General features: G+C 71.5%; 18 protein-coding genes and 1 pseudogene. 14 read left to right on the top strand and 5 right to left on the bottom strand.

Features of this window, described 5'->3' with window-relative positions:
- Positions 1–8: 8 nt before the first annotated feature.
- Positions 9–1109, bottom strand: coding sequence for an alpha/beta hydrolase-fold protein (locus J8403_RS01600; protein ID WP_211121470.1), 1101 nt, complete (start codon positions 1107–1109; stop codon positions 9–11).
- A 110-nt stretch (positions 1110–1219) separates the two neighbouring features.
- On the opposite strand from J8403_RS01600, the gene J8403_RS01595 reads away from it, so the two are divergent.
- The 6 genes and pseudogenes from J8403_RS01595 to J8403_RS01570 all read left to right on the top strand — a co-directional run bounded on the left by J8403_RS01595 (position 1220) and on the right by J8403_RS01570 (position 8514).
- Positions 1220–2797 carry an amidohydrolase gene (locus J8403_RS01595; RefSeq protein ID WP_211121469.1) on the top strand — a complete coding sequence of 526 codons (1578 nt, stop codon included), beginning with the start codon at positions 1220–1222 and terminating at the stop codon, positions 2795–2797.
- Between the two features lie 64 nt (positions 2798–2861).
- The gene (locus tag J8403_RS43400) at positions 2862–3353 is read left to right on the top strand and encodes a GNAT family N-acetyltransferase (RefSeq protein ID WP_425519738.1); all 492 of its coding nucleotides are present in this window, start codon (positions 2862–2864) and stop codon (positions 3351–3353) included.
- A gap of 184 nt (positions 3354–3537) precedes the next feature.
- Positions 3538–4554, top strand: a pseudogene (locus tag J8403_RS01585) (extracellular catalytic domain type 1 short-chain-length polyhydroxyalkanoate depolymerase); the annotation flags it as partial.
- Positions 4555–4578: 24 nt separating this feature from the next.
- Positions 4579–6024: a 3-hydroxybutyrate oligomer hydrolase family protein gene (locus J8403_RS01580; protein WP_211121467.1), complete on the top strand. Its 1446-nt coding sequence runs from the start codon at positions 4579–4581 to the stop codon at positions 6022–6024.
- Between the two features lie 295 nt (positions 6025–6319).
- Complete coding sequence (locus J8403_RS43395) at positions 6320–6721, top strand: hypothetical protein (protein WP_246585636.1); 402 nt, start codon at positions 6320–6322, stop codon at positions 6719–6721.
- A gap of 671 nt (positions 6722–7392) precedes the next feature.
- On the top strand, positions 7393–8514 hold the full coding sequence (locus J8403_RS01570) for an LCP family protein (protein ID WP_211121466.1): 1122 nt from the start codon (positions 7393–7395) through the stop codon (positions 8512–8514).
- A gap of 100 nt (positions 8515–8614) precedes the next feature.
- Here the strand turns inward: J8403_RS01570 and J8403_RS01565 are convergent, their stop codons facing one another.
- Positions 8615–9772, bottom strand: coding sequence for an alkaline phosphatase PhoX (locus tag J8403_RS01565; RefSeq protein ID WP_211121465.1), 1158 nt, complete (start codon positions 9770–9772; stop codon positions 8615–8617).
- A gap of 341 nt (positions 9773–10113) precedes the next feature.
- Here J8403_RS01565 and J8403_RS01560 point away from each other — a divergent pair, with 341 nt between their 5' ends.
- On the top strand, positions 10114–12465 hold the full coding sequence (locus J8403_RS01560) for a glycosyl hydrolase family 95 catalytic domain-containing protein (RefSeq protein WP_343245239.1): 2352 nt from the start codon (positions 10114–10116) through the stop codon (positions 12463–12465).
- Between the two features lie 70 nt (positions 12466–12535).
- Here the strand turns inward: J8403_RS01560 and J8403_RS01555 are convergent, their stop codons facing one another.
- From J8403_RS01555 to J8403_RS01545, 3 genes are read right to left on the bottom strand one after another with little or no spacing between them, the layout of a single operon-like run.
- Complete coding sequence (locus tag J8403_RS01555; protein ID WP_014057504.1) at positions 12536–12688, bottom strand: hypothetical protein; 153 nt, start codon at positions 12686–12688, stop codon at positions 12536–12538.
- Complete coding sequence (locus J8403_RS01550; RefSeq protein WP_211121463.1) at positions 12685–13113, bottom strand: DUF4352 domain-containing protein; 429 nt, start codon at positions 13111–13113, stop codon at positions 12685–12687. The genes J8403_RS01555 and J8403_RS01550 overlap by 4 nt, the downstream gene beginning before the upstream one ends.
- An 8-nt stretch (positions 13114–13121) precedes the next feature.
- The gene (locus tag J8403_RS01545) at positions 13122–13388 is read right to left on the bottom strand and encodes a hypothetical protein (RefSeq protein ID WP_211121462.1); all 267 of its coding nucleotides are present in this window, start codon (positions 13386–13388) and stop codon (positions 13122–13124) included.
- Positions 13389–13711: 323 nt separating this feature from the next.
- Between J8403_RS01545 and J8403_RS01540 the strand changes: the two genes are divergently transcribed.
- The 7 genes from J8403_RS01540 (at position 13712) to J8403_RS01510 (ending at position 22723) form a co-directional block, all read left to right on the top strand.
- Positions 13712–14803 (top strand): LacI family DNA-binding transcriptional regulator, encoded by a 1092-nt coding sequence (locus J8403_RS01540; protein WP_211121461.1) that lies wholly within the window; start codon positions 13712–13714, stop codon positions 14801–14803.
- Between the two features lie 76 nt (positions 14804–14879).
- On the top strand, positions 14880–16478 hold the full coding sequence (locus tag J8403_RS01535) for an FAD-dependent oxidoreductase (RefSeq protein WP_211121460.1): 1599 nt from the start codon (positions 14880–14882) through the stop codon (positions 16476–16478).
- Between the two features lie 73 nt (positions 16479–16551).
- On the top strand, positions 16552–18684 hold the full coding sequence (locus tag J8403_RS01530) for a hydantoinase/oxoprolinase family protein (protein WP_211121459.1): 2133 nt from the start codon (positions 16552–16554) through the stop codon (positions 18682–18684).
- Positions 18681–19232: a hypothetical protein gene (locus J8403_RS01525; RefSeq protein ID WP_211121458.1), complete on the top strand. Its 552-nt coding sequence runs from the start codon at positions 18681–18683 to the stop codon at positions 19230–19232. Before J8403_RS01530 ends, J8403_RS01525 begins: the two co-directional genes overlap by 4 nt.
- 3 nt (positions 19233–19235) lie before the next feature.
- On the top strand, positions 19236–20522 hold the full coding sequence (locus J8403_RS01520; protein WP_211121457.1) for a TRAP transporter large permease subunit: 1287 nt from the start codon (positions 19236–19238) through the stop codon (positions 20520–20522).
- A 141-nt stretch (positions 20523–20663) separates the two neighbouring features.
- Positions 20664–21686, top strand: a complete 1023-nt coding sequence (locus J8403_RS01515; RefSeq protein WP_211121456.1) for a glycoside hydrolase family protein — start codon at positions 20664–20666, stop codon at positions 21684–21686.
- A gap of 68 nt (positions 21687–21754) precedes the next feature.
- Complete coding sequence (locus J8403_RS01510; protein ID WP_211121455.1) at positions 21755–22723, top strand: acetylxylan esterase; 969 nt, start codon at positions 21755–21757, stop codon at positions 22721–22723.
- Positions 22724–22754 lie beyond the last annotated feature (31 nt).

Genomic DNA, 22754 nt, shown 5'->3' with positions numbered 1-22754 from the left:
CCGGCCCGCTAGCCGAGCGTCCAGGCCACATCCCTGAGCAGGGCGTGCCGCCAGCCCGCCCGGTCGTGACCCGCCGCCGACCGCGAGACCCGTACGGTCGCGCCCGATTGCCGCACCAGGGTCTCGGCCAGCTCGCAGTGGGGGAGCATCCGCGTCTCGTGCTCCCCCACGTCGAAGGCGACCCGCAGACCGGACAGGTCGGGGCGCTCCCGCAGACGCGCGGCCATGGTGCCGCCGACCGGGCCGCCCATGGGGTCCGGCAGGTCCATGGCGCCCGGTGTCCACCAGAACGACCCCGACTGACAGGCCACGCGGGAGATCAGGTCCGGGAACTCCAGCGCCGCGTACAGCGCGCTCAGCCCGCCCAGGCTCTGCCCCGCGACCACCAGCCGGTCCGGATCGGCGGCCGCGCCGGATTCCGCCACCAGCGGCAGCAGTTCGTCCCGGACCGCCTCCCACAGCCCGGGGCCGCACCCGAACTCGGCCTCCCTGTCCTTGCTCGGCAGGAAGACGAGCGTGACGGGCGGCATCTCGCCACTGGCGACGGCCGAGTCGAACGCGGTCATGGCCGGGTGCAGATGCAGCCAGTCGTCGCCGTCGAGCAGCAGGACCACGGGTCCGCCGCCACCCACCGGGTGCACGCGCACGGTGCGCCGCCCGCCCAGTCGTGCGCTGTTCCAGCGGATCCGGTGGTGGGGGAGGGGCAGTACGGCATCGGCGCCGAGGACGGGCCAGTGCGGCTGGGCCGGGGCGTCCGGGGTGGTGGCGATGGACCGGTCACCGCCCGCGCCGACCGGGTTGAACGGGTCGGCGTGCGCCGCGTCGTCCGCGAGGAACTGGTAGGTCACCCGCAGCCGCGCGGGCATGCGCACCTCGGCGTACCAGCAGTCCGTATCGCCCCACCGGCGCAGGGGGACCGGCTCCGACCAGCTCTCGAAGCCGATGGTCGCGGGAGAGCCGCGCCACAGGAACAAGGTCGTCCATCCGCCGCCGTCGGCGGGCACCGACGCGGGTGTCCCCGCCGCCGCCCAGAACTCGTCGGTGCCGGGTGTGCCGGGCAGTCCGAACGCGACGAAGGCGTTCTCCCCATCGGTCGCACTCAGGCGCATGAACGTCTCCTTGTGAGAGGGAAGGGACACAGCTAAGCTCCTGTCAATTAGGCGAGGCTAACCTAAGTTTGACCCGCGAACCGCCCCGGCACCCAGGAGAGTTCCGGCAGATGCTCTGCACCAGACTGACGAACGCCCGCTTCCTCACCATGGACCCGGACCACCCCGTCGCCCACGACCTGGGCGTGTGGCGGGGCCGGATCGTGGGTCTGGACGACGCCGTGACCTCCCTGCCCGCCCGCGAGGTGATCGATCTGCAGGGCGCCACCGTGCTGCCCGGGTTCATCGACCCCCATGTGCACCTGGCCTGGACCGGGTTCAAGCAGCGGACCCCGAGCATCGCGGGGTGCACGCGGATCGAGGAGGCGCTCGCCGCCGTGGAGGAGGCCGTCACCGGGAAGGGCTCGCCCGGCGCCTGGGTGAGCATCGCCGGCTACGACCAGCGGGCCCTGGGACGCCATCTGACCGCCGCCGAACTGGACGAGGTCAGCCACGGGCGCAAGGTGTTCATGATGCATGACTCCGGCCACGGCTGCATGGTCAACTCCGCCGTGCTCGATCTGCTGCCCGCCGACACCCCGCACCAACGCGGCTTCCTCGCCGAGGGCGCCATGGGCGCCGCCCGCGCCCTACGCCTTCCGTACTCCCAGGCGGAGCTGGCCGAGGCGATCGGCCGCGCCGCCCGCACCTGCCTGGCCGAAGGCGTCACCGCCTGCGCCGAGGCGGGCATCGGCGGCGCCCTCTTCGGCCACAGCCCCGTCGAACTGGGTGCCTACCAACTCGCCGCCGAATCGGGCCTGTTGCCGCTGCGCGTCCAGCTCATGGTGTCCGCCGACCGGCTGCGCCCGGTGGGCGCACACGAGGCCGACGGCATTCCCCGGGCCCTCGACCTCGGTCTGCGCACCGGATTCGGTGACGACCGGCTCTCGGTCGGCGCCCTGAAGATCTACACCGACGGCGGCATGATGGCCAGGACCGCGGCGCTCAGCAGCCCGTACGAAGGGCTGGACCACGCCGGTGAGCTGCAGGACGACCCGGGGACGCTCGCGGACACGATCGTGGACGGCCACCTGGCCGGGTGGCAGCTCGCCGTCCACGCGATCGGCGACCGCGCCGCCGATGTCGCCCTGGACGCCCTGGAACGGGCCCAGCGCCTCCGGCCGCGCCCCGACGCCCGGCACCGCATCGAGCACGCCGGGCTGATCCGCCCCGACCAGCTCCCGCGCTTCGCACGGCTCGGCATCAGCGCCGTCGTCCAGCCCAACTTCCTGCGCTACTTCGGCGACGACTATGCGGCGATCATGGGCGAGGAGCGGGCCACGTGGCTCTACCGCGGCCGGGCCTTCCTGGACCACGGCATCCCCCTCGTCGGCAGCTCCGACCGCCCCGTCACGGACGGATCGCCGCTGCGGGCCATCCAGTTCATGGTCGACCGCGCCTCCGAGTCCGGCCAGGTGATCGGCCCGGAGGAGGGCATCACCCGCGACGAGGCCCTGCGGGCCTACACGGTCGCGGGTGCCGTCGCCTGCCACCGGGAGGACAGCCTGGGCAGCCTCGCCCCGGGCAAACTCGCCGACCTCGTCGTGCTCGGGGACGACCCCCGGCGGGTCGACACCTCGCGCATCGGGGACATCGAGGTGGTGGCGACCTACGTCGACGGCCGGGAGACCGGGATCCGCACGGGATGAGATGAAGCACGCCGAGGTGCTCACCGGCCGGGCCCTCCGACCGCGGAACCGAGGAAGGAAAGCCTTGATCACGGCTACGCCCTGCCCTGCCCCGCTGCCGCCCGCCTTCCTCGCGCGGACGTCCCGTGTGCGCGGCGCCCGTCCGGAGGACGCCACCGCACTCGCCGAGCTGTCCCGGCCCTTCGTGCGTTCGGGGGCGCTGCGGGAGCGGCCCGTCGCGCTCTACGCCACCCGTGCGGCCGACTTCCTCGTGGCGGAGGCCCCCGATGGCACCGTCGAGGGCTGCGTGGGCCTGCGCGCGCACCCCGCGGAGACGCCCTGCGGCGGAGCGGATAACAGGGCAGACAGCGGGTCGACCCACGACATGGCGCAGGACACCATGCTCACCTCGGCCGGGCTGACCGGGAGGCACAGGGGCCGCGCGGCGGCCCCTGCCCCCCCGCAGAGCTACGGACCGGTCGGTCCGACATTCCGGGAAAACCCGGAGGAAGTTGGCGGCTGGTCGCCGCGTGGGGGAGAAGGCAAGTGGCCGGCTGGTGACGGCCGGGCCAATTAGCAGATCGGTCCTCGACCGCGCAATCCGTGTGACGCCGACGGCGGCGAATTCGCTTGTGGTGCCCGCGGCCATGGCGACGGGCCACGGCCGATTCTACGGTTCCGGCCATGTCTGGTGCTTCCGGCGCCCAGCGACGCCGGTGGCCTCACGAACACCGGGAGCGCGTCAACCGAAGGAGCCTGCCATGCCAGTTCCGCCGCGCCACGTACCGTCACGGAGTCGATGGAGCCGCATCGCCGCCCGGCTCCTCCCCGTCGCCGCCCTCGTGCTCGGAGCCGTCCTCGCCGGTCCCGCGCCCACCGCGAACGCCGCGGTCACCCTCACGAAGGTGAGCAACTTCGGCTCCAATCCCGGGGCGTTGAACATGTACGTGTACAAGCCGGCGTCGCTGCCCGCGAACGCGCCGGTGGTCGTCGCGCTCCACGGGTGCACACAGAGCGCCCAGGTCTACGCCGACAACTCGGGGCTGCCCGCGCTCGCGGACCGCGACAAGTTCGTCCTGGTGCTCGCGGAGACCACCTACTCGAACAACCTCACCAAGTGCTTCAACTGGTTCCAGGCCGGTGACAACCGGCGTGACCAGGGCGAGGCCCTGTCGATTCGGCAGATGGCCGGCCACGCCGTGTCGGCATACGGTGGGGACTCCAAGCGGGTCTACATCACCGGACTGTCCGCCGGCGGTGCCATGACCTCCGTCATGCTCGCCACCTACCCCGATGTCTTCTCCGCCGGCGCGGTCGTCGCGGGCCTGCCCTACAACTGCACCAAGAACAGCAGCCCTTACCTGTGCATGAACCCCGGGCTCGACCTCGGTCCGGACGAGTGGGCCCAGCGGGTGCGCGATGCGTACCCGTCGTACCAGGGACCGTGGCCGCGGGCCGCCATCTGGTACGGCGACCGCGACACCACGGTCGTGCCGCGCAACGCCACCGAACTGCGCGATCAGTGGACGGCGTTGCACGGGCTGTCCCAGACGCCCACCCGCACCTCGAGCATCGGCCCCAACGCCACCCGGCACGACGAGTACGTGGCCTCCGACGGCACGGTGGCCGTCGAGGTCAACAAGGTCCCCGGCATCGGTCACGGCACACCGGTCGACCCCGGCACCGGCGCCGAACAATGCGGCAGCACCGGTGCCCCGTACTTCCTGGACTCGATCTGCTCCAGCTACTGGATCACCAAGTTCTTCGGTCTCGGCGGCTGAAGGCGCTCGGAGGAGAATCGGATGTCTTCACCCCGCACGGCCTCCGCCCCACCCCGCGGACGGCCCGGACGGCACGCCGCCCTCGGAGTACTGTCGCTCGTGGGCGCCTGTGTGCTCGTCGTCGCATCGGCCGCGGCGGTGCCCGCGGCCGGCGCGGAGGGGACACCGGGCGGCCGCTGCCCCGGATCCGCCCTGCCGCACGTACCGGGCGCGGCCCACCAACAGGCCGACTGCCTGGACGAATTGACCACGGCCGGAACGGTGGCCTCGGGCCACACCGATCCGGCCGACTTCGCGGGACTCACCCCCGAGGGGCTGCCCACACCGAGCGGCGTTCCCGGGATCCAGATCGATGGCTACTTCCCCGACACCTCGACCACCAACGCCAACCACGGCTGGAACCACGACGCGCAGTTCGTCATCCGGCTGCCCGACCACTGGAACGGCGGTCTGGTGGTCTCCGGAACCCCGGCCAACCGCGAGCAGTACGCCAACGACCGCGCGATCTCCGACTGGGTGCTCTCCCGCGGCTACGCCTTCGCCGCCACGGACAAGGGCAACACCGGCCCCGCCTTCTACCGCGACGGCCGCGGGCCCGGTGGCGCCATCGCCGAGTGGAACGAGCGCGTCACCCAGCTCACCCGCGCCGCCCGGGGCGTCGTCACCCAGCGGTATCACCGGCCCCCCGTCCGCACTCTCGCCACCGGCCTGTCCAACGGCGGCTACCTGGTGCGCTGGCAGCTGGAGAACCACCCCGAGCTGTACGACGGGGGAGTGGACTGGGAGGGCACCCTATGGCGCTCCGACGGCCCCAACCCGCTCACCTTCCTGCCGCCCGCGCTGCGCGCTTACCCGGTGTACGCGGCCGGCGGGGCCGGAGCCGAGGACGCCCGGAAGGCCATGCGCAAGGCCGGCTACCCGGCGGGCTCGGAGTTTCTGTGGCCCTACCACCACCAGGTCTACTGGGACCTGACCCAGCGCATCTACCGCGAGGAAGCCGACCCGGACTTCGACGGGGCGGCCGAGGCGGGCACCCCCTACTGCGCCCCGGGCACCCCCGGCTGTGACGCCGACTACGACTACGCCACCCGGCCGCCCGCGGTCCACCGCGCCGTCGAGCGCATCGCACTGACCGGACGCATCGGCAAACCGCTGATCACCCTGCACGGCACCCTCGACGCGCTGCTGCCCATCAGCAAGGACTCGGACGTCTACGCCCGCATGGTGCGCCGGGCCGGCCGGGGCGCGCTGCTGCGCTACTACCGTATCGAGGACGGCACCCACGTCGACTCCCTCGTCGACGCCTACCCCGACAAGCTCCGCCCGATCGTCCCCTGCCACCGCTCCGCCTTCGTGGCACTGGAACAGTGGCTGACCGGAAAGGGCCGCCCCCCGGCGGACCACACCGTTCAGCGCCCGGCCGACGCGGATCCCGCGACACTGCTCACGAGGTGCCCGCTGGACTAGCGGAGGCGACGGTGTCCGTCAGCCGGACCAGGTGGACGATAGCCTTCCCCGATGGCGGGATCCCCGCCGAAACAGGGGTGTTCACCCGGCGCCCCGGCTCGTTTCGGATGCGCTCGGCCGGACGGAGCCCACGCGCCCGACCATGCCGTCCACACCGCTCCAAGAGAACTGAAGTTGCATCAAATTACTCCGGATGAGGCCGGTTCTCGGTGAATTTCATAACGCCCCGGGAACACCGGTGTGAAACGAGTGTGAAGAAGGTTTCGGGTGGGCTGGCCCGGCAAGGGGGAGCCTCATGAGTTACCCCCATGACCGCATAGCGGATAACAGCCAGTACAACAGCGACGGAAATCGCCCATACCACGCCGGCCCGGCCGGCTATCCCCCGGACAATCAGCGTCGGGCGGGCAATCGAGGGGGTCTGGGTGCAGACAGGACAGCGTTGGTCATTCACACCGTCGCAGACATTGCCGCGGGTTTTCTGGCGTTGTGGATCCTGCTGTACATGCTCGACGCGAATCAGGCGAATGTCTTCGTCGACTTCGTGCACGGTGTAGCGGACTGGCTCGCCGGCTGGTCACAGGACATCTTCACGATGGACACGGAATCCGTGCGGGTCTTCTTCAACTACGCACTGCCCGCGGTGATTTATCTGGCGATCGGGCACGGCGCCGCCGCCTGGGTGCGACGGCTCTGACTCCGCACGCCCGGCGGCCGGTACCCCTTCTCGTGCCGAGGGGTGCCGGCCGCCGCCGTGTTCGGGCGGACGGCCGCTCCGGACCCTGCGGCGACCAGCGGCGATGCCCCGCGCGGGCGATGCCGGCAGCTGGGGCCGACAGGGGGCTCAAGGAGGGCGCGGGCGGATAGCGTGTACCCGCCCGCGCCACGCGTCCTGCTGTCCCTGCACCCGGGGGGGACCGGAGATCGATCAGGGAGGACGCGCGCCGATGACCAGTCGGCAGTACCTACAGCGCCGTACCGTAAACGCGTGTTACTCCTGGCCATTTTCGCCCGGCAGGCCCCGTCCGATTCCGGCCGAGTAACACGATCCGCGCCCCCGGCGCTGTATGTGATGGCACCGTCATCACCGCCGTGGAGTGGTGTGTGGAGCCACGCCCCAACCGTACGCGGCAAATCCCAGAACGCCAGCACACGAGAGCCGGAGGTCCGCCGGGAGAACACACAGGTAATGTCCAAAATGTAGGGTGGCCGCAGAGCCTCCACTTGCTCGGTCACAGCTGATGGGAAATATCGGCTGTGCGCTTTTCGCTGCCCGCCGTGGAGTTGTGTATCAAATTGGAAACACTCCGAGGCGCATCCCCTCCGCCATTTGCGTTTCAGCCGGGCGAGGAATGCACACTGTCGGGCATGCATCCACGGACCGACAGCAGAAATCCCGACTTCGCGCACCCCTCTGGATGGGGAAACGCCGCGCCGGGTACCGGCGGCACGCACCCACCGGATGAGTTCCCGTACGAGGAGCACGGTGGTGGGCACCGCGGCAGGCCGCGCCGCCGCCGTGGCAGGACGGTCATACGTGTCCTGGTCGCCTTGGTCCTCGTTCTGCTGGTCGTCTCGGTGGCAACGTACTTCTGGGCCGACTCCGAGCTGCGCAAGGAAGTCGACCTCAGCAAGGTGGTCGACCGCCCCGGCACGGGGGAGGGCACCAACTATCTGATCGTGGGTTCCGACAGCCGCGAGGGCATGTCGGACCAGCAGAAGAAGGACCTGCACACGGGCTCCGCCGACGGCAACCGCACGGACTCGATGATGATCCTGCACGACGGCGCGTCCGGCCCGTCACTCATATCGCTGCCGCGCGACTCGAACGTGACCATCCCGAAGTTCCGCGGCTCCGAGTCCGGGGACATCAAGGGCCCGTTGGGCGACAACAAGCTGAACGCCGCGTACGCCATCGACGGCCCACAGCTCCTGGTCCGCACCGTCGAGTACAACACCGGTCTGCACATCGACCACTACGCGGAGGTCGGGTTCTCCGGCTTCGCCAACATCGTCGACTCCATCGGCGGCGTCGACATGACCCTCGACAAGGGCTTCAAGGACAAGTGGTCCGGCGCCGACTTCGACGCGGGCGAGCAGACGCTGAACGGCCGGCAGGCGCTCGCGTTCGTCCGCACCCGGCACGCGTTCGCCACCAGCGACCTGGAGCGCACCAAGAACCAGCAGAAGTTCCTCTCCGCGCTGGCCGGCCAGACCGCGACGCCCGGCACGCTCCTGAACCCCTTCAGGCTCTACCCCACCATGGAAGCCGGACTGGGAACCCTCATCGTCGACAAGGACATGAACCCCTACTACCTGGCCAAGATGTTCTTCGCCATGCAGGACGTCACCGGCAGCGACGGCAAGTCGATGAACATGCCCGTCTCCGGCAGCGTCGGCGGCAACCTCCAGTGGGACAAGGCCAAGGTCGGACAGCTTGTGCAGGAGCTCAAGAACGACGAGCCGGTCACCGTGACCGACACCCGGTGAACCCCGCCGGGCGGCGGCCGGACGGTCTGCTGCCCGTACTCCGGAGCCGCCGCCGGGCGCTCGCCAGGCAGCGGCTCCGGCTCCGGTTCACCGCAGACCGTCAGCCGCGGAACGGCCCCGTCACCTCATAGGTGATACCGCCCGACGAGCTGCCGCTGGTGCCGCGCTGGCTGGAGAAGTACAGCCGCGTGCCGTCCGGCGAGAACGCCGGGCCGGTGATCTCCGAGCCCGACTGGCCGTCGATGCGCAGGAACGGGGCCACCACATCGTCCGGGGTGATGACACAGATCTCCATGTTCCCGCCGTCCTCGGCCACGAACAGATCGCCGGAGGCGGCCCCGGTGACGTTGTCCACACCGGTCAGCGGGGCCGTGCCGCCGGTCACCAGCGAATCGTCATAGGCCAGTTCGATCGTCTGGGCGGCCGCGTCGTACTGCCACACCCGGTTGTCGCCCTTGGTGGTGAACCAGCAGGTGTCGTTCGCGTAGTAACACCCTTCGCCACCGTTGAACCGCTTGGCCCCGGCCACCTGGTTGCGGGTGGCGGTGGCGCCGGTCGGGTCCGGTACGGTCGCCCAGGTGACGGAGCCACTGGTGCCGGAACCGGCGACCATGACCTCCAGCCTGCCGGAGGACAGGTCACCCCACGTCGCCGGGGTAAATCGGTAGAAGCAGCCGTCCGTGACGTCCTCGGTCAGGTAGAGGGTCCGGCGGACGGGATCGGCCGCCGCGGCCTCGTGCTTGAAGCGCCCCATCGCGTCGCGCCGCACCGCGGCCTTCACGCCCCAGGGGTCGGTCTCGTACACATAGCCGCGGTCGACCTCCTCACAGGACAGCCAGGTGTTCCACGGGGTCTTGCCTCCCGCGCAGTTCTGCCGGGTACCGGAGAGGACGCGGTAGGCGCCGGTGACCGTCCCGGTCGAGGAGAACCTCACCGCGCTCGCCCCGCCCGACGGGTTGATCTCCGAGTTGGAGACATAGATCCAGCCGCTGCCGTCGGCATAACAGGCCCCGCCGTCCGGGGCGTCGTGCCAGGTGTACGAGGTGCCGGCGACCGTCTGCCGGGAACGGGCGATGACCCGGCTGGTGAACCCGGCGGGAAGCCGTACGCGATTGGCGTCCGGCGAACCCAGTGCTCCGTACGGGCCGGCGCCCGGCTGCGCCGGTGCGGCGTACGCGGCGCCGCGCCACAGGGTTCCGCCGAAAGCTGCCGAGGAGCCGCCGATGACGGCGGCACGCAGGAGGGTGCGACGTTTCACTCTGGCTCCCATGAGTGTCGTGACCGTTCCCCGCAGCCGGCCGACGGCGGGGTCCCACGGTGAGGGACTCTAGACAGTCGGCCAGTAGGCGGAATTGACGGGATTTGGACAACATATGACGCGGACGTGGAGTGTCCGGTGGCCAGTGGCGGCGGTCTGCGTGAGGAAGGGATATACATCGGCTGGCTGATGCCCTTCGTCGCTTCGAAGTGACGGGATAGGTCCAATTCATCTGCGGATATGGGAACTTCCGAATTCCGATACGTCGGAGGTCTTCCCCTGTGGCTCCTACGGCCTGCACCATGCCGGGTAGTTCACCACCGGAGATGGGAGGCACATACGTGACCCCAACGACAGGGAACGGGATCTCTCGAAGAGGTGTGATCGGCTCGGCGGCCGCAGCCGGGTCGGCGGTGGCGCTCGGGGCCGCGGGCCCGCTGGGCGGAGCCGGCACCGCCTGGGCCGCGCCCCGAGGCGCCGACGAGGCGGGCAGCCTGTCCGAGCGGCTGGCCAGGGCGGCCGCCCTGCGGTGGCGGCGGCTGCCCGGCGACTGGAAGGACGGCCCCTTCCTCGGCAACGGGCTGCTCGGGGCGAACGTCTACCGGGGCGCCACGGCCAACTCCGTGAAAGTGATGGTCAGCCACTATCACGTACAGGACCAGCGCCCCCAGTGGGCCGCCACCTACGGCTACTCACGGCTGCCCATCGGCCACTTCGACCTCACCCTCGCCGGAGAGGTGACCGGCGTCGACTGGACGCTCGACATCTGGGACGCCGAGCTGACCGGCACCGTCACCACCACCCGGGGCAGCGTCCGCTTCTCGATGCTGGTGCACAACGCCCGTACCGCGCTGCTGATCTCCACCCGGCCGAGCGCGGGCGAGGAGAGCGCGGCCTGGTCGTTCACCTGGCTGCCCGCCGCCTCGCCCCGGACGAAGGGCAAGCCCGCCGACTACACCGGCAACCCCGACCCCCGCACCGGCTCCACGGGCGCCACCCACTACGTCGAACAGCCGCTGATCGCCGGCGGCGGCTGGGCCACCGCATGGCGCGAACGCCGCGTCGGCACCGGCAGGCTGCTCGCCGCGCACATCGTCTACCGCTACCCCGAGGACCTCGCGAAGACCACCCAACTCGCCGTGGCCGAGGTGGCGCGCACGCTGGCCGAGGACCCGGACGAGCTGGTGCGCGTACACCGCGGCTGGTGGAACCGCTTCTACCGGCGCAGCCTGCTCTCCGTGCCCGACAAGCGGATCCAGGACTTCTACTGGATCCAGCTCTACAAGGCCGCCTGCGCCACCCGCGCCGGAGGACCCTCGATGTCCGAGTGGGGACCCTGGTACCCGGAGACCGGAGGGAGTTGGACCGCGGTCTGGTGGAACCTGAACGTCCAGATCGCCACCTGGCTCATCCAGGGCTCCAACCACCTCGAACTCGACTCCGTCACCTCCGCCTTCAGGGACTTCGAGAAGAATCTGCCGCTGTCCCTCCCGCCCGAGATCCCGAACGAGCAGATCTACGCCCTCGCCCACCCCTCCGACTGGACGTTGCGCCCCGGCACCCACACCGTCGGCGTCCCCGGCACCGCCACCAAGACCGACAACAACGGCAACCTCTCCTGGGCCATGCACAACGTCTGGCTCAGCTACCGCCACACCATGGACATCCGCATCGTGCGCGACGTCCTCTACCCGATCCTCGTCAAAGCGGTGAACTACTACGACCACTTCCTCCACGAGGGCGGTGACGGCAAGCTGCATCTGCCGCTCACCCGGTCTCCGGAGTACGCGGACGCGGTGGACTGCACCTACGACCTCTCCTTGCTCCGCTGGGGCTGCGCCACGCTCCTGGACTGCCTGCGCATCCTCCGCACGGACAACCCGCGCGCCGGCCGCTGGCGGGAGATCCTGCGGCGTCTGGTCGACTACCCGCGCGACGCGACCGGTGTCACGATCGGCGCCGGCACACCGCTCGCCGACTCCCACCGCCACTTCTCCCACATGCTGTGGCTGTACCCGCTGCACGAGCTCACCTGGGACCGTCCGGCCGACCGGGACATCATGCGCACCACCTTCGACCACTGGACCGAGGACCGCAGCCTGTGGGCGGGGTACAGCTACGCGGCGGCCTCCTCGATGGCGTCGCGGATGGGGCGGCCCGAGGACGCCCTCGACTTCCTCACCACCTTCACCGGGAACCTCTTCGACGAGTCCTACATGGACTGCTACATGACCGCGAACACCATGTACGCGGAGGACACCAACCTGGGCATCGAGAGCCCTCTGAGCACGGCCCAGTCGATCCTCGACATGGGCATACAGAGCCATGGCGGCGTCGTCCGGGTCTTTCCCTCCGTGTCACGGCGCTGGCCGGACGTCTCGTTCCAGGCCCTGCGCGCCCAGGGCGCGTTCCTCGTCGACGCGGACCGCGCCGGCGGCAGGACCCGGTGGGTGCGGGTGCACAGCGAGGCGGGCGCGCCACTGGTGCTGCACCACGGAATCGCCGGCGCCGTCGACGTACGGGACGAGCACGGCCGCCGGCTGCGGTACCGGGAGACCGGACCCGGCCGTATCGAGATCCCGCTCGGCCGCGACGAGACGGCCGTCGTCGCCCCGCGCGGCGCCCACCCGGAGCTGCGACCGCGCGACGTACCGGCCATCGGCGACGCGAAGCCGTGGGGACTGCCGGACTGAACCCGGCTCCCCTCCCAGCGGCCCGGGGCGACGCCTCATGCCCCGGGCCCGCTGACCATCGTGCCGCGTGTCAGGTGAGCAGCCACATGTAGGACGAGGTGAGGCCCGAGGCCAGCCAGAACGATCCCGAGGCGATCCCGATGATGATCAGTACCGCCAGCGTGCTGTCTATCTTTTCCACCCGCGGGGACGGACGCCGGGGCTCCAGGTCATGTGAACTCACCCGTCCACCATATATGGCAAGAAGTGGGTGTGTGTGGCAGCTTGTTGAGACCGCCGACGAGCCGCGACCGGGTAGGAGTCGCTAACCGAGGTTCCACCTGCCCACGCGCTCCTCGTCGAGCCCGTCGCGTCCATCTGGTAGGTCACGGCCGTGATCTTCGCGCCCTCCGGTACGTCGAAGACGATCCACCCGGCGGCCCGCTCGCCCGGCTGGAGGACCAGCGAGAGGTCCAGGGACTCGCCGACGGTGGGGGACCCGGGCTTGCCGATGTACTTCTTCCCCGTCGAGTCGATGACCTTCGCCCCGCTGTACCCGGCGTCGTGGTAGGTGCCCGTGCCCGTGCCGACGATCGAGAACTCCGCCGCGACCAGGCGCTCCCCGGCGGGAGCCTCGAAGTAGGCGACCTCCGCCTGGGCGCGGTCCACGTACCTCTTCAGCGTGAAGTCGGCCCGGACCGTGCCCGTGGTGTCCAGACGGCCAGTCCCTCCAGCGCGAGAGTGTCGCCGAGCTTGCCGACCGGCGGCCCCGCGCTGCTGGGCGCGGCCTCCGGCGCCTGCTCGCCGCCGGGTTCGGTGGGGCCGGGGGGGCCGGTGTTCTTCGTGGGCCCGCCCTTGCCGACACCTATGTCCGAACCGCCGCACGCCACAAGGGTGGCGGTGAGTGTGACGACCGCCGCGGCGGCCGCGATGGAACGGTGCATGGAATCCCCCCGTACATCCCGTTGAACCGGATCGGTCCGGCGACGAGTGGAATCCTCGTCCACCACGGCGTACGGGGAGTGCCGGTCGGGTAACCGAACGGCATCAATGGGGCTCGGGGCGCCGACGCGGCCGTCAGCCGGACCGCGAACGGCCTCCATCGGAGCCGGAGCGGTCCGCCTCCTCCAGGACGGTCACCATTGCGCCCCGCTCGAACGGAAAGCCGCCGCACGGGTCTTGACCTTCTCCACACGCCACCCGCAGAGTGCTCGGTAATGCGCATAGGTAATGCGCATTACCAATCGACGGGGAGAGGGAAGCACGCGTGGAGCAGTCGAGGAAGCGGGCGAAGCCGGGGCGCAATCCCGGCTCGGTCGGCCGTACGTCACGCCCGCGGCAGGCGGAGGTGGCCCAGCTCGCCGGAGTCTCGCAGGCCACCGTCTCGCTGGTGCTGTCGGCCCGCACGGACGGCAAGGCGGCGACGATCTCCGAGGAGACCCGGCAGCGCGTCCTCGACGCCGCCCGCAGCCTCGGGTACGTGCACGACCCGGCCGCGCGGCGGCTGGCCGCCGCCCGCAACAACCTCCTCGGCGTCTTCAGCTTCACCGCGACGTTCCCGACGGACGTGCAGCACTCGTACTACCCGTTCCTCGTCGGCGTGGAGCAGGAGGCGGCCGCCCGCGGCTATGACCTGGTGCTCTTCACAGGGTCGAGCGCGGGCGGGCCGGACGCGCTCGGCCGGGTGCGCCTGGCCGACGGCTGCCTCTTCCTCGGCCGCCACGCGCCGGGTGCCGAGCTCAAGCGGCTGGTGGCCGACGGGTTCCCGGTGGTCCACCTGGGCCGCCGCGAGGAACTGGAGGGGCTGGCCTGGGTCGGCGCCGACTACGTCAGCGCCAGCCGCGCCGTCGTGGAGCATCTGGCGGCGCTGGGTCACCGGCGCATCGTCCTGGTGCGCGAGGACGACGACGCCCCGGCGTCCACGGACCGTCAGCGCGGCTTTGTGGAGGGGCTGGCGGCCGTCGGCGCCGACACGGGCCCGGAGGCGGTACTGCGCTGCGCCGACCCGGCGGCCGAGGTGACGGCACAGCGGGTGCGGGCGCTGGTCGGGGACGGGGTGACGGCGTTCGTCGCGGAGGAGACGGACACCGGTGCGGCCTGGCGCGCGCTGGACGCCGCCGTCCGGGAGGCGGGGCTCGACTGCCCCGGGGACGTCTCGCTCGGGCTGCTCGGCGGCCCGCCGCCGGACTTGGCCGCGGCGCCCGTCCCCATGGGATTCGACGTGCCCCGGCACCAGCTCGGCGCGGCCGCCGTCCGGCTCTTCGCCGCCATGGTGGCCGGCGAGGAGACCCACGAACCTTTGGTGGCCTGCGCGTTCCGTACCGGCGAGACGGCGGGTCCGCCCGGCCGGCGGCCATGACGCCCCCTGACGCACACCGCGGTTCGCACACCGCGTTTCGGATACCGCGGTTCGGATACGACCCCCAAGGAGCAGCGTGATAGCGGAACCGGACATCCTGATCGTCGGTGGCGGCCTCGGCGGGGTCGCCGCCGCGCTCGGCGCCTGCCGGGCGGGCCGGCGTGTGGTGATGACCGAGGAGACGGACTGGATCGGCGGTCAGCTCACCGCGCAGGCGGTGCCGCCGGACGAGCACCCCTGGGTGGAGCAGTTCGGTACGACGGCGACGTACCGGGCGCTGCGCGAGGGGATCCGCGCCTACTACCGGCAGTGGTACCCGCTGCGCTCCGAGGCGCTGGCGCTCACCGAGCTGAACCCGGGCGCCGGCCGGGTCAGCAAGCTGTGCCATGAGCCGCGGGTGGCGCTCGCCGTCCTCGAGGGCATGCTCGCCCCGTACCGGGCCGCGGGCCTGCTGACCGTCCTGACCGAGCACCGCGCCGTCTCCGCGGAGACGGACGGCGACATGATCCGCGCGGTGACCGTGCGCGACCTGCGCTCCGGTGGGCTGACCACGTTCACCGCCCGGTACGTCGTCGATGCCACGGAGACCGGTGAACTGCTCGACCTCGCCGGTGTGGAGCATGCCAACGGGGCCGAGGCGCAGGACGAGTTCGGCGAGCCGCACGCGCCCGCCGTGGCGCGGCCCGAGAACCAGCAGGGCATCACCGTGTGTTTCGCGCTCTCGCACCACGAGGGCGAGGACCACACCGTGGAGCGGCCCGCGGACTACGACTTCTGGCGCTCCTACCGGCCCGACTTCTGGCCGGGTCCGCTGCTCGGCTTCGAGGCGCCCGACCCGCGCACCCTGGAGTCCGTGCCCCGCACCTTCGTGCCCAACCCGGACCTCGACCCGCTGGCGGTCAGCGCCGACCAGAGCGCCGACGCCGGGGACAAGGAGCTGTGGGGATTCCGCCGGATCCTCGCCCGCGGACTGCACCGGCCGGGCGCCTTCGGCTCGGACATCACCCTCGTCAACTGGCCGCTGAACGACTACTGGCTCAAGCCGTACATCGGCCAGGAGGCCGAAGCCCTGCACGAGGCCCGCCAGTTGTCGCTGTCGGTGCTGTACTGGCTGCAGACGGAGGCGCCACGGGCGGACGGCGGCACCGGCTTCCCGGGGCTGCGCATCCGCCCGGACGTCACCGGCACCGCGGACGGTCTGGCCAAGGCGGCCTACGTACGCGAGTCGCGGCGCATCAAGGCGGTGACCACCGTCGTCGAACAGGACGTCGCGATCGACGTGGTCGGCCCCTACGGCAGGACCCGCTACCGCGACTCGGTCGGCGTGGGCGGCTACCGCATCGACCTGCACCCCTCCACGGGCGGCGACAGCTACATCGACATCGGCTCCGTACCGTTCGAGATCCCGCTCGGCGCGCTGGTGCCGCGCCGGGTGCGCAACCTGCTGCCCGCCGGAAAGAACACCGGCACCACCCACATCACCAACGGCTGCTACCGGCTGCACCCGGTCGAGTGGAACATCGGCGAGATCGCGGGCGCGCTCGCCGCGCACTGCCTGGACGAGGGTGTGGAGCCCCACCAGGTGCAGGCCGAGGACAAGCGGTTCGAGGAGTTCGGCCGCCTCCTGGACCGGGCGGGTGTGCAGCGCCGCTGGCCCGACGTCCGCGGCTACTGACCCCGTCCGACAGCACTTCCGGCCCCCGTCCTGGACCACCTGAAGCACGTCAACACACAAGGAGGTGCCCGCCATGACTCCAGACCGCCGCATCCGCGTCGGCATCGACGTGGGTGGCACGTTCACCGATGCCGTGGCGGTCGACGCCGTCACGCTCACCCTGGTGGGCCAGGTGAAGGTGCCCACCAGCCACCACCACGAGGACGGTGTCGCCCACGGCATCGTCCAGGCCCTCGAACAGCTGCTGGCGAAGGTCGACCGGACGGCCGGCGACGTCGTGTTCCTGGCACACGGCACCACCCAGGCCACCAACGCCCTGCTGGAGGGCGATGTGGCCACGGTCGGGCTGATCGGGATCGGCGGCGGGCCCGGCGCGATGATCACCCGGCGGCTCGCCGCCTTCGGCAAGCTCGAACTCACCCCCGGCAAGCGACTTCCGCTGGTGTACGCGCACGTGGCCGACCCGTCCGCGGAGGCCGAGGTGCGCACGGCCGTGGAGCGGGTGCGCGCCGAGGGGGCCGAGGTCCTCGTCGCCACCGAGCCGTTCGGGGTGGACCGGCCCGAGGGCGAACAGGCCGTGCTCGACGTGGCGCGGCCCACGGGGCTGCCGCTGGCCGCGGCCCACGAGATCACCTCGATGTACGGGCTGCACAAACGGACCCGGACGGCGGTGGTCAACGCCGCCATCCTGCCGCGGATGCTGGCCACGGCCGATCTGGTGGACGCGTCCATCACCAAGGCCGGGGTGACCGCGCCGCTGATGGTGATGCGCTGCGACGGCGGTGTGATGTCGCTGGACGAGATGCGCCGGCGTCCGCTGCTGACGATCCTGTCGGGCCCGGCGGCGGGCGTCGCCGGGGCGCTGATGCAGGAGCGGGTCAGCGAGGGCGTGTTCCTGGAGACGGGCGGCACCTCGACCGACATCAGCGTGGTGCGGCGCGGAAAGGTGGCGGTGCGCCACGCGACGATCCTCGGCAAGACCTCCTATCTGAGCGCACTCGACGTCCGCACGGTCGGCGTCGGCGGCGGCTCCATGGTGCGGATCTCCCGCGGGCAGGTGGCCGGCGTCGGTCCGCGCAGCGCGCACATCGCGGGCCTGCCCTACGCCTGCTTCGCCTCGCTCGACCAACTGCGGGACGCCCGGGTGGCGATGGTGCGGCCGATGGCCGGCGACCCGGACGACTACGTGGTCCTCGACGCGGCGGGCGGCCGGTTCGCGGTGACCATGACCTGCGCGGCGAACGCGCTCGGACGGGTCGGGGAGGAGGACTTCGCACGCAGCGACCAGGAGGTCGCGCGGGCCGCCCTCGCCCCACTGGCCGCCACCCTCGGCACGGACGTGGCCGGTGCGGCGCGGTCGGTGCTCGACGCGGGGACAGAGCAGGTCAAGTCCGTGGTGGACGCCATGATGCGCGACTACCGCCTGGACCGCGACACCGCCCTCCTCGTGGGCGGCGGCGGGGGAGCGGCGGCGGTGACTCCGCACCTGGCCGCCTCCGCCGGGCTCGAAGGACGCATCGCCCGCCACAGCGAGGTCATCAGCCCCATCGGGGTGGCGCTCGCGCTGGTGCGCGAGCAGGTCGAGCGCATCGTGCCCGGCGCCACCCAGGAACAGATCCTCGCGGTACGCGCCGAGGCCGAGCGGGCCGTCGTCGCCCAGGGCGCCGCCGCCGACGGTGTCGAGGTGGAGGTGACCGTCGACCCGCAGACCAACACCGTGCGGGCGGTCGCGACCGGCGCCACCGAGCTGCGCACCCAGGACCGGGCGCACCGCGCCGATGCCGACGAGCGGCTGCGCGCCGCCGCCACCAGCCTCAAGACCCCCGAGACCCGTGTGCGGACGCTCGCCGGCACGGACGCGTACACGGTGTACGGCACCGAGGTGCGGCGCCGGTTGCGGGCGGACCGCCATCCGGTGCGGGTGGTGGACGCGGACGGTGTGGTGCGGCTCGGCGCGGCGGACGCGCGGGTGGCGACCATGACGGTCGAGGGCTCCGGCGAGGCGCTCGCCGCACTGGTCCGCGACACGACCTCCTACGGCGACGGAGGCGTACGGGCCCCGGCCGTACGGCTCCTGGTGGGCGGCCGGATCGCGGACCTCTCCGGTGTCCTGGAGCCCGAGGCGCTGCTCGCCCTGGCCCGCGCCGAGCTGCGTCCGCGCGGCGCCGCGGAGCCGGTCGTCGCCGTCGTGGAGTCGCGGACATGAGCGCCGACCCCGACGTTGACCTCGCGGTACGGCTGCTCGGAGGGACACCCACCCACGAGGGCCGCGACCCCGTGCTGCTGCGCCACTGGGCAGTGGCGGCAACGGAGTTCGGCCACCGGATGACCCCGCGGGCCGCGACCGTGCGGGTCGTGGAGCGGGACGGCGGGCTGGCCGCCGGGCTGCTGGCCCGGTACCGTTCCCGGCCGCCGGTGGTCGAGGTGTACACCGACACCGTGGAGCGGGCCGAGCGGCTGGTCGCCGAGCGCGGCTGGCGCCACTGGTTCCCGGAGGGGTCGGTACGCGCCGCCGCCCTCGCCCACGAGCAGGCACACGCCTGGCTCCACCACACCGCGGTGCGCGCCGAGTTCAAGCGCGCACTGGGCCACACGGCACTGCGGTTCGGACGGCGCCGCCTGTACGCGTACGTCGCGGGCGCGGACGAGGTCGCCGCGCACGCCTACGCCCACGCCGCCTGCGGCCTGGGCCGCAGCCCACTGCTGCTCACGGAGGCGCTGGCCGCCGCCGTGTCCTGCGAAAGCGAGAACTGAACGATGGGTGTCGTCATTCTGCTCGTCATGGCGGCGGGAGTCGCCGCCATGCTCACCCGCAAGCTGCCCACGGCGTTCGCCCTGGTGCTGCTCGCCGTGGTGATCGCGTTCCTGGCGGACGCGCCGCTCACCGGCAAGGGCAGCGTGCTCGACACGGTGCTCCAGGAGGGGGCTCCCGCGCTCGCCGCCACGATGATCGCGATCCTGCTCGGCTCGTGGCTCGGGAAGCTCCTGGAGGAGACCGGTATCGCGGGCACCCTGGTCCGTAAGATCGTCGAATTCGGCGGCGACCGGCCGGTGTTCGTGGCGCTCGGTGTGCTCGCCGTGTCCGCGGTGGTCGGCACCGTGACCGGATCGGCGCCCGCCGCGATGCTCGCCGGTCTGATCGGCATCCCCGCGATGATCGCGGTCGGCATTCCCAAGGTGACCGCGGCGGGCACGGTCCTCATGGGGATCGCCGTGGGTGTGCCGTTCGAGCTGCCGGTGTGGCAGTTCTTCTCCACCGCCCTGGACCTGCCCGTCGACACGGTGCGCGGCTTCATGGTGAAACTGTTCCCGTTCGCGCTGGTGGCCGCCGTCGCCTACGTCCTCGTGGAGTCCCGGCGCCGCGGTGTCGAGCACACCTGGTCGCTGAAGGCGGTGCAGGCCAGGCCCTCGCGCGGCGACCGTCGTCGGCGGCTCGGCGACGCCCCCTGGTACGCCCTGCTCACCCCGGCGGTCCCGCTCACCCTCGCCCTCGGCCTGGACGTGGCCATCATCCCCTCGCTCCTCGGCGGCGTGCTGTACGCGCTGGTGACCACGACCCGGCCGCGGGAGATGAACCGCCGCCTGCTGCGCACCCTCTACGGCGGATTCGAGGTGGCCGCCCCGCCCATCACCCTCTTCGTGGCGATCGGCATCCTGCTCGCCGCGGTCAAGCTGCCCGGCGCCGTCGACGCCCTGCAGCCCCTCGTCAAGGCCGTCAGCCCGCAGAACACCGTCCTGTTCATCCTCGTCTTCACGCTGCTGGTGCCGCTGTGCCTGTTCCGCGGCCCGCTGAACGTCTTCGGCCTCGGCGCCGGCATCGCGGGCGTCCTCGTCGCCACCGGCATCTACCCGGCCGTCGCCGTCCTCGGCATGACCGCCTCGTACAACCAGGTCTTCGGCGTGTCCGACCCGACCAGCACCCAGACCGTGTGGAGCGCCCAGTACGCGGGCGTCTCCCCGCACCAGGTGATGCTGCGCACCCTGCCGTACGTATGGGCCGTGGCCTTCGGCGGTCTGTGCGTCACCGCCTTCACCGAGCTGTGACCGAAGCCGACTTGCCCCACCCCGCCTCGACCGGCCCGCGCGGCCATCCCACCCCATAGCCACCGAATCCCCGGCCACCGAACCCCGGCCGCGCAAACCCCCGGCCATCGAACCCGCAGTATCCGACCCAAGGAGCCGATCATGCCCGAGCCGCAGCCCGGCCTCGACCGCCGTATGTTCCTGCGCGCCACCGCCGTGTCCGGCGCGGCGCTCACCGTCGGCGGGCTGGCCATACCGTCCGCCTCGGCCACGCCGTCCGCCTCGGCCGCGCCCGGCGGATTCCCCGACTACGCCTACGTCCGCACGCTGCTCACCCCGTCGCAGCTGAAGTACAACCCCACCGGCGAGATCATCTTCCCCACCATCCGCGGGGTCTACGACAAGCTGGCCAACCCCCTGGGCCGGTACTACCTCTACTACGCGCCGCACGACGCGCCGGGCGGCATCTGCCTGGCCTACGGCAACTCCCTGGAGGGCCCGTTCACCGAGTACCCGTCCAACCCGATCGTGTCCAACAGATGGGACCCGCACTACTCGGTCAGCCACGTCTCCTCGCCGCATGTGCTGTGGAAGGAGGACGTCAAGGAGTTCTGGCTGTACTTCCACGGCGAGAACACCACCACCCGCCTCGCCCGTTCGAAGGACGGGATCCACTTCACCTACGACAAGGTGGTCCTGAACACGTCCATGATGCCCGCCGGCACCACCGAGACGTCCTACGCCCGGGTGTTCCCGTACGACCTGCCCTCGCGTGGCGCCCACTACGTCATGCTGTTCATGACCAACAACACCACCGACCACCGCGACATCGGCTGGGGCTGGTCCGCGGACGGCCGCAACTGGACCTTCGCGCAGACGCCGCTGGTGCGCCACTCGGACGTCGGCGCGGTCAACGTCGGCGGCCCGCACCTGCTGACCCGCGGCGGCTCCGCGTTCGTCGTCTACAACAAGGACAAGGCGAGCGGCGGCGACCTCATGATCACCGAGGTGGGCAAGGACTTCTCGCTCCGCAAGCACCTCGGCGTCTTCTACAACTCCCATTCATCGGCGCCCGAGAACGGCCGGGCCGCGGCCCCCTCCTTCGGCACGGACCACGGCGTCCCGTACATGATCTACGAAGCCGGCGAACGCCTCGCCGGGTCCATCGCGATGGCCCGCGGATAGACACGGTCCCCGCCGGACCCGGAGCACCCACCGCCCGACCACCCGCCCCCTGAGGAAGACAGTCCCGCATGGCGCTCTTCGACCTTCCACGCGAACAGCTGCACCGCTACCGCGGCGCCTCCGCCGAACCGGACGACTTCGACGCGTTCTGGTCCGCCACTCTGACGGAGGCCCGGCAGCACGACCTCGACGCCCGCTTCGAGCCCGTCGACACGGGCCTTGTCACGGTGCGGGTGTACGACGCCACGTTCGCAGGCTTCGGCGGCCACCCGGTGAAGGGGTGGCTGACCCTGCCCGCGGAGGCCGCCGAACCGGTGCCGCTGGTCGTGGAGTTCGTGGGGTACGGAGGCGGGCGGGGGCTGCCCCATGAGCATCTGCTCTGGGCCTCCACCGGCCGGGCGCACTTCGTGATGGACACCCGCGGCCAGGGCAGCGGCTGGGGCGGCGGGGGAGCCACCCCGGACCCGGTGGGCGCCGCCCCCGCCTACCCGGGATTCATGACCCGCGGGATGGACGCGCCGGAGAACTACTACTACCGGCGGGTGTTCACCGATGCCGTGCGGGCGGTGGAGGCCGCCCGCACGCATCCGCTCATCGACGCCTCCCGTACGGCGGTCATCGGGGAGAGCCAGGGCGGCGGGATCTCCCTCGCGGTGGGAGGGCTGGTCCCCGACCTGCTGGCGGTCGCCCCGGACGTGCCGTTCCTGTGCGACTTCCCGCGCGCCGTCACCCTGACGGACGCGGCCCCGTACCGGGAGATCGGCCTGTTCCTGCGCACGCATCGCGGTCGTACCGAGGAAGCGCTGCGCACGCTCTCCTACTTCGACGGCGTGCACTTCGCCGCTCGTGGCCGGGCGCCCGCGCTCTTCTCCACCGCCCTCGAGGACGAGACGTGTCCGCCGTCCACCGTGTTCGCGGCCTTCAACGCCTGGGCCCACGAGGAGAAGTCCATCGAGGTGTACGACTTCAACGGCCATGAGGGCGGCGGGCCGTACCAGGCGGCGGCGAAGCTGAGATGGCTCAGGCTTCTGATGTGACACGGCCGGCGGTCCGGATCGCCGCACGGCC

Source organism: Streptomyces yatensis (assembly GCF_018069625.1).
GTDB lineage: Bacteria > Actinomycetota > Actinomycetes > Streptomycetales > Streptomycetaceae > Streptomyces > Streptomyces yatensis.
This window is presented reverse-complemented; position numbering and strand designations above follow the sequence as displayed.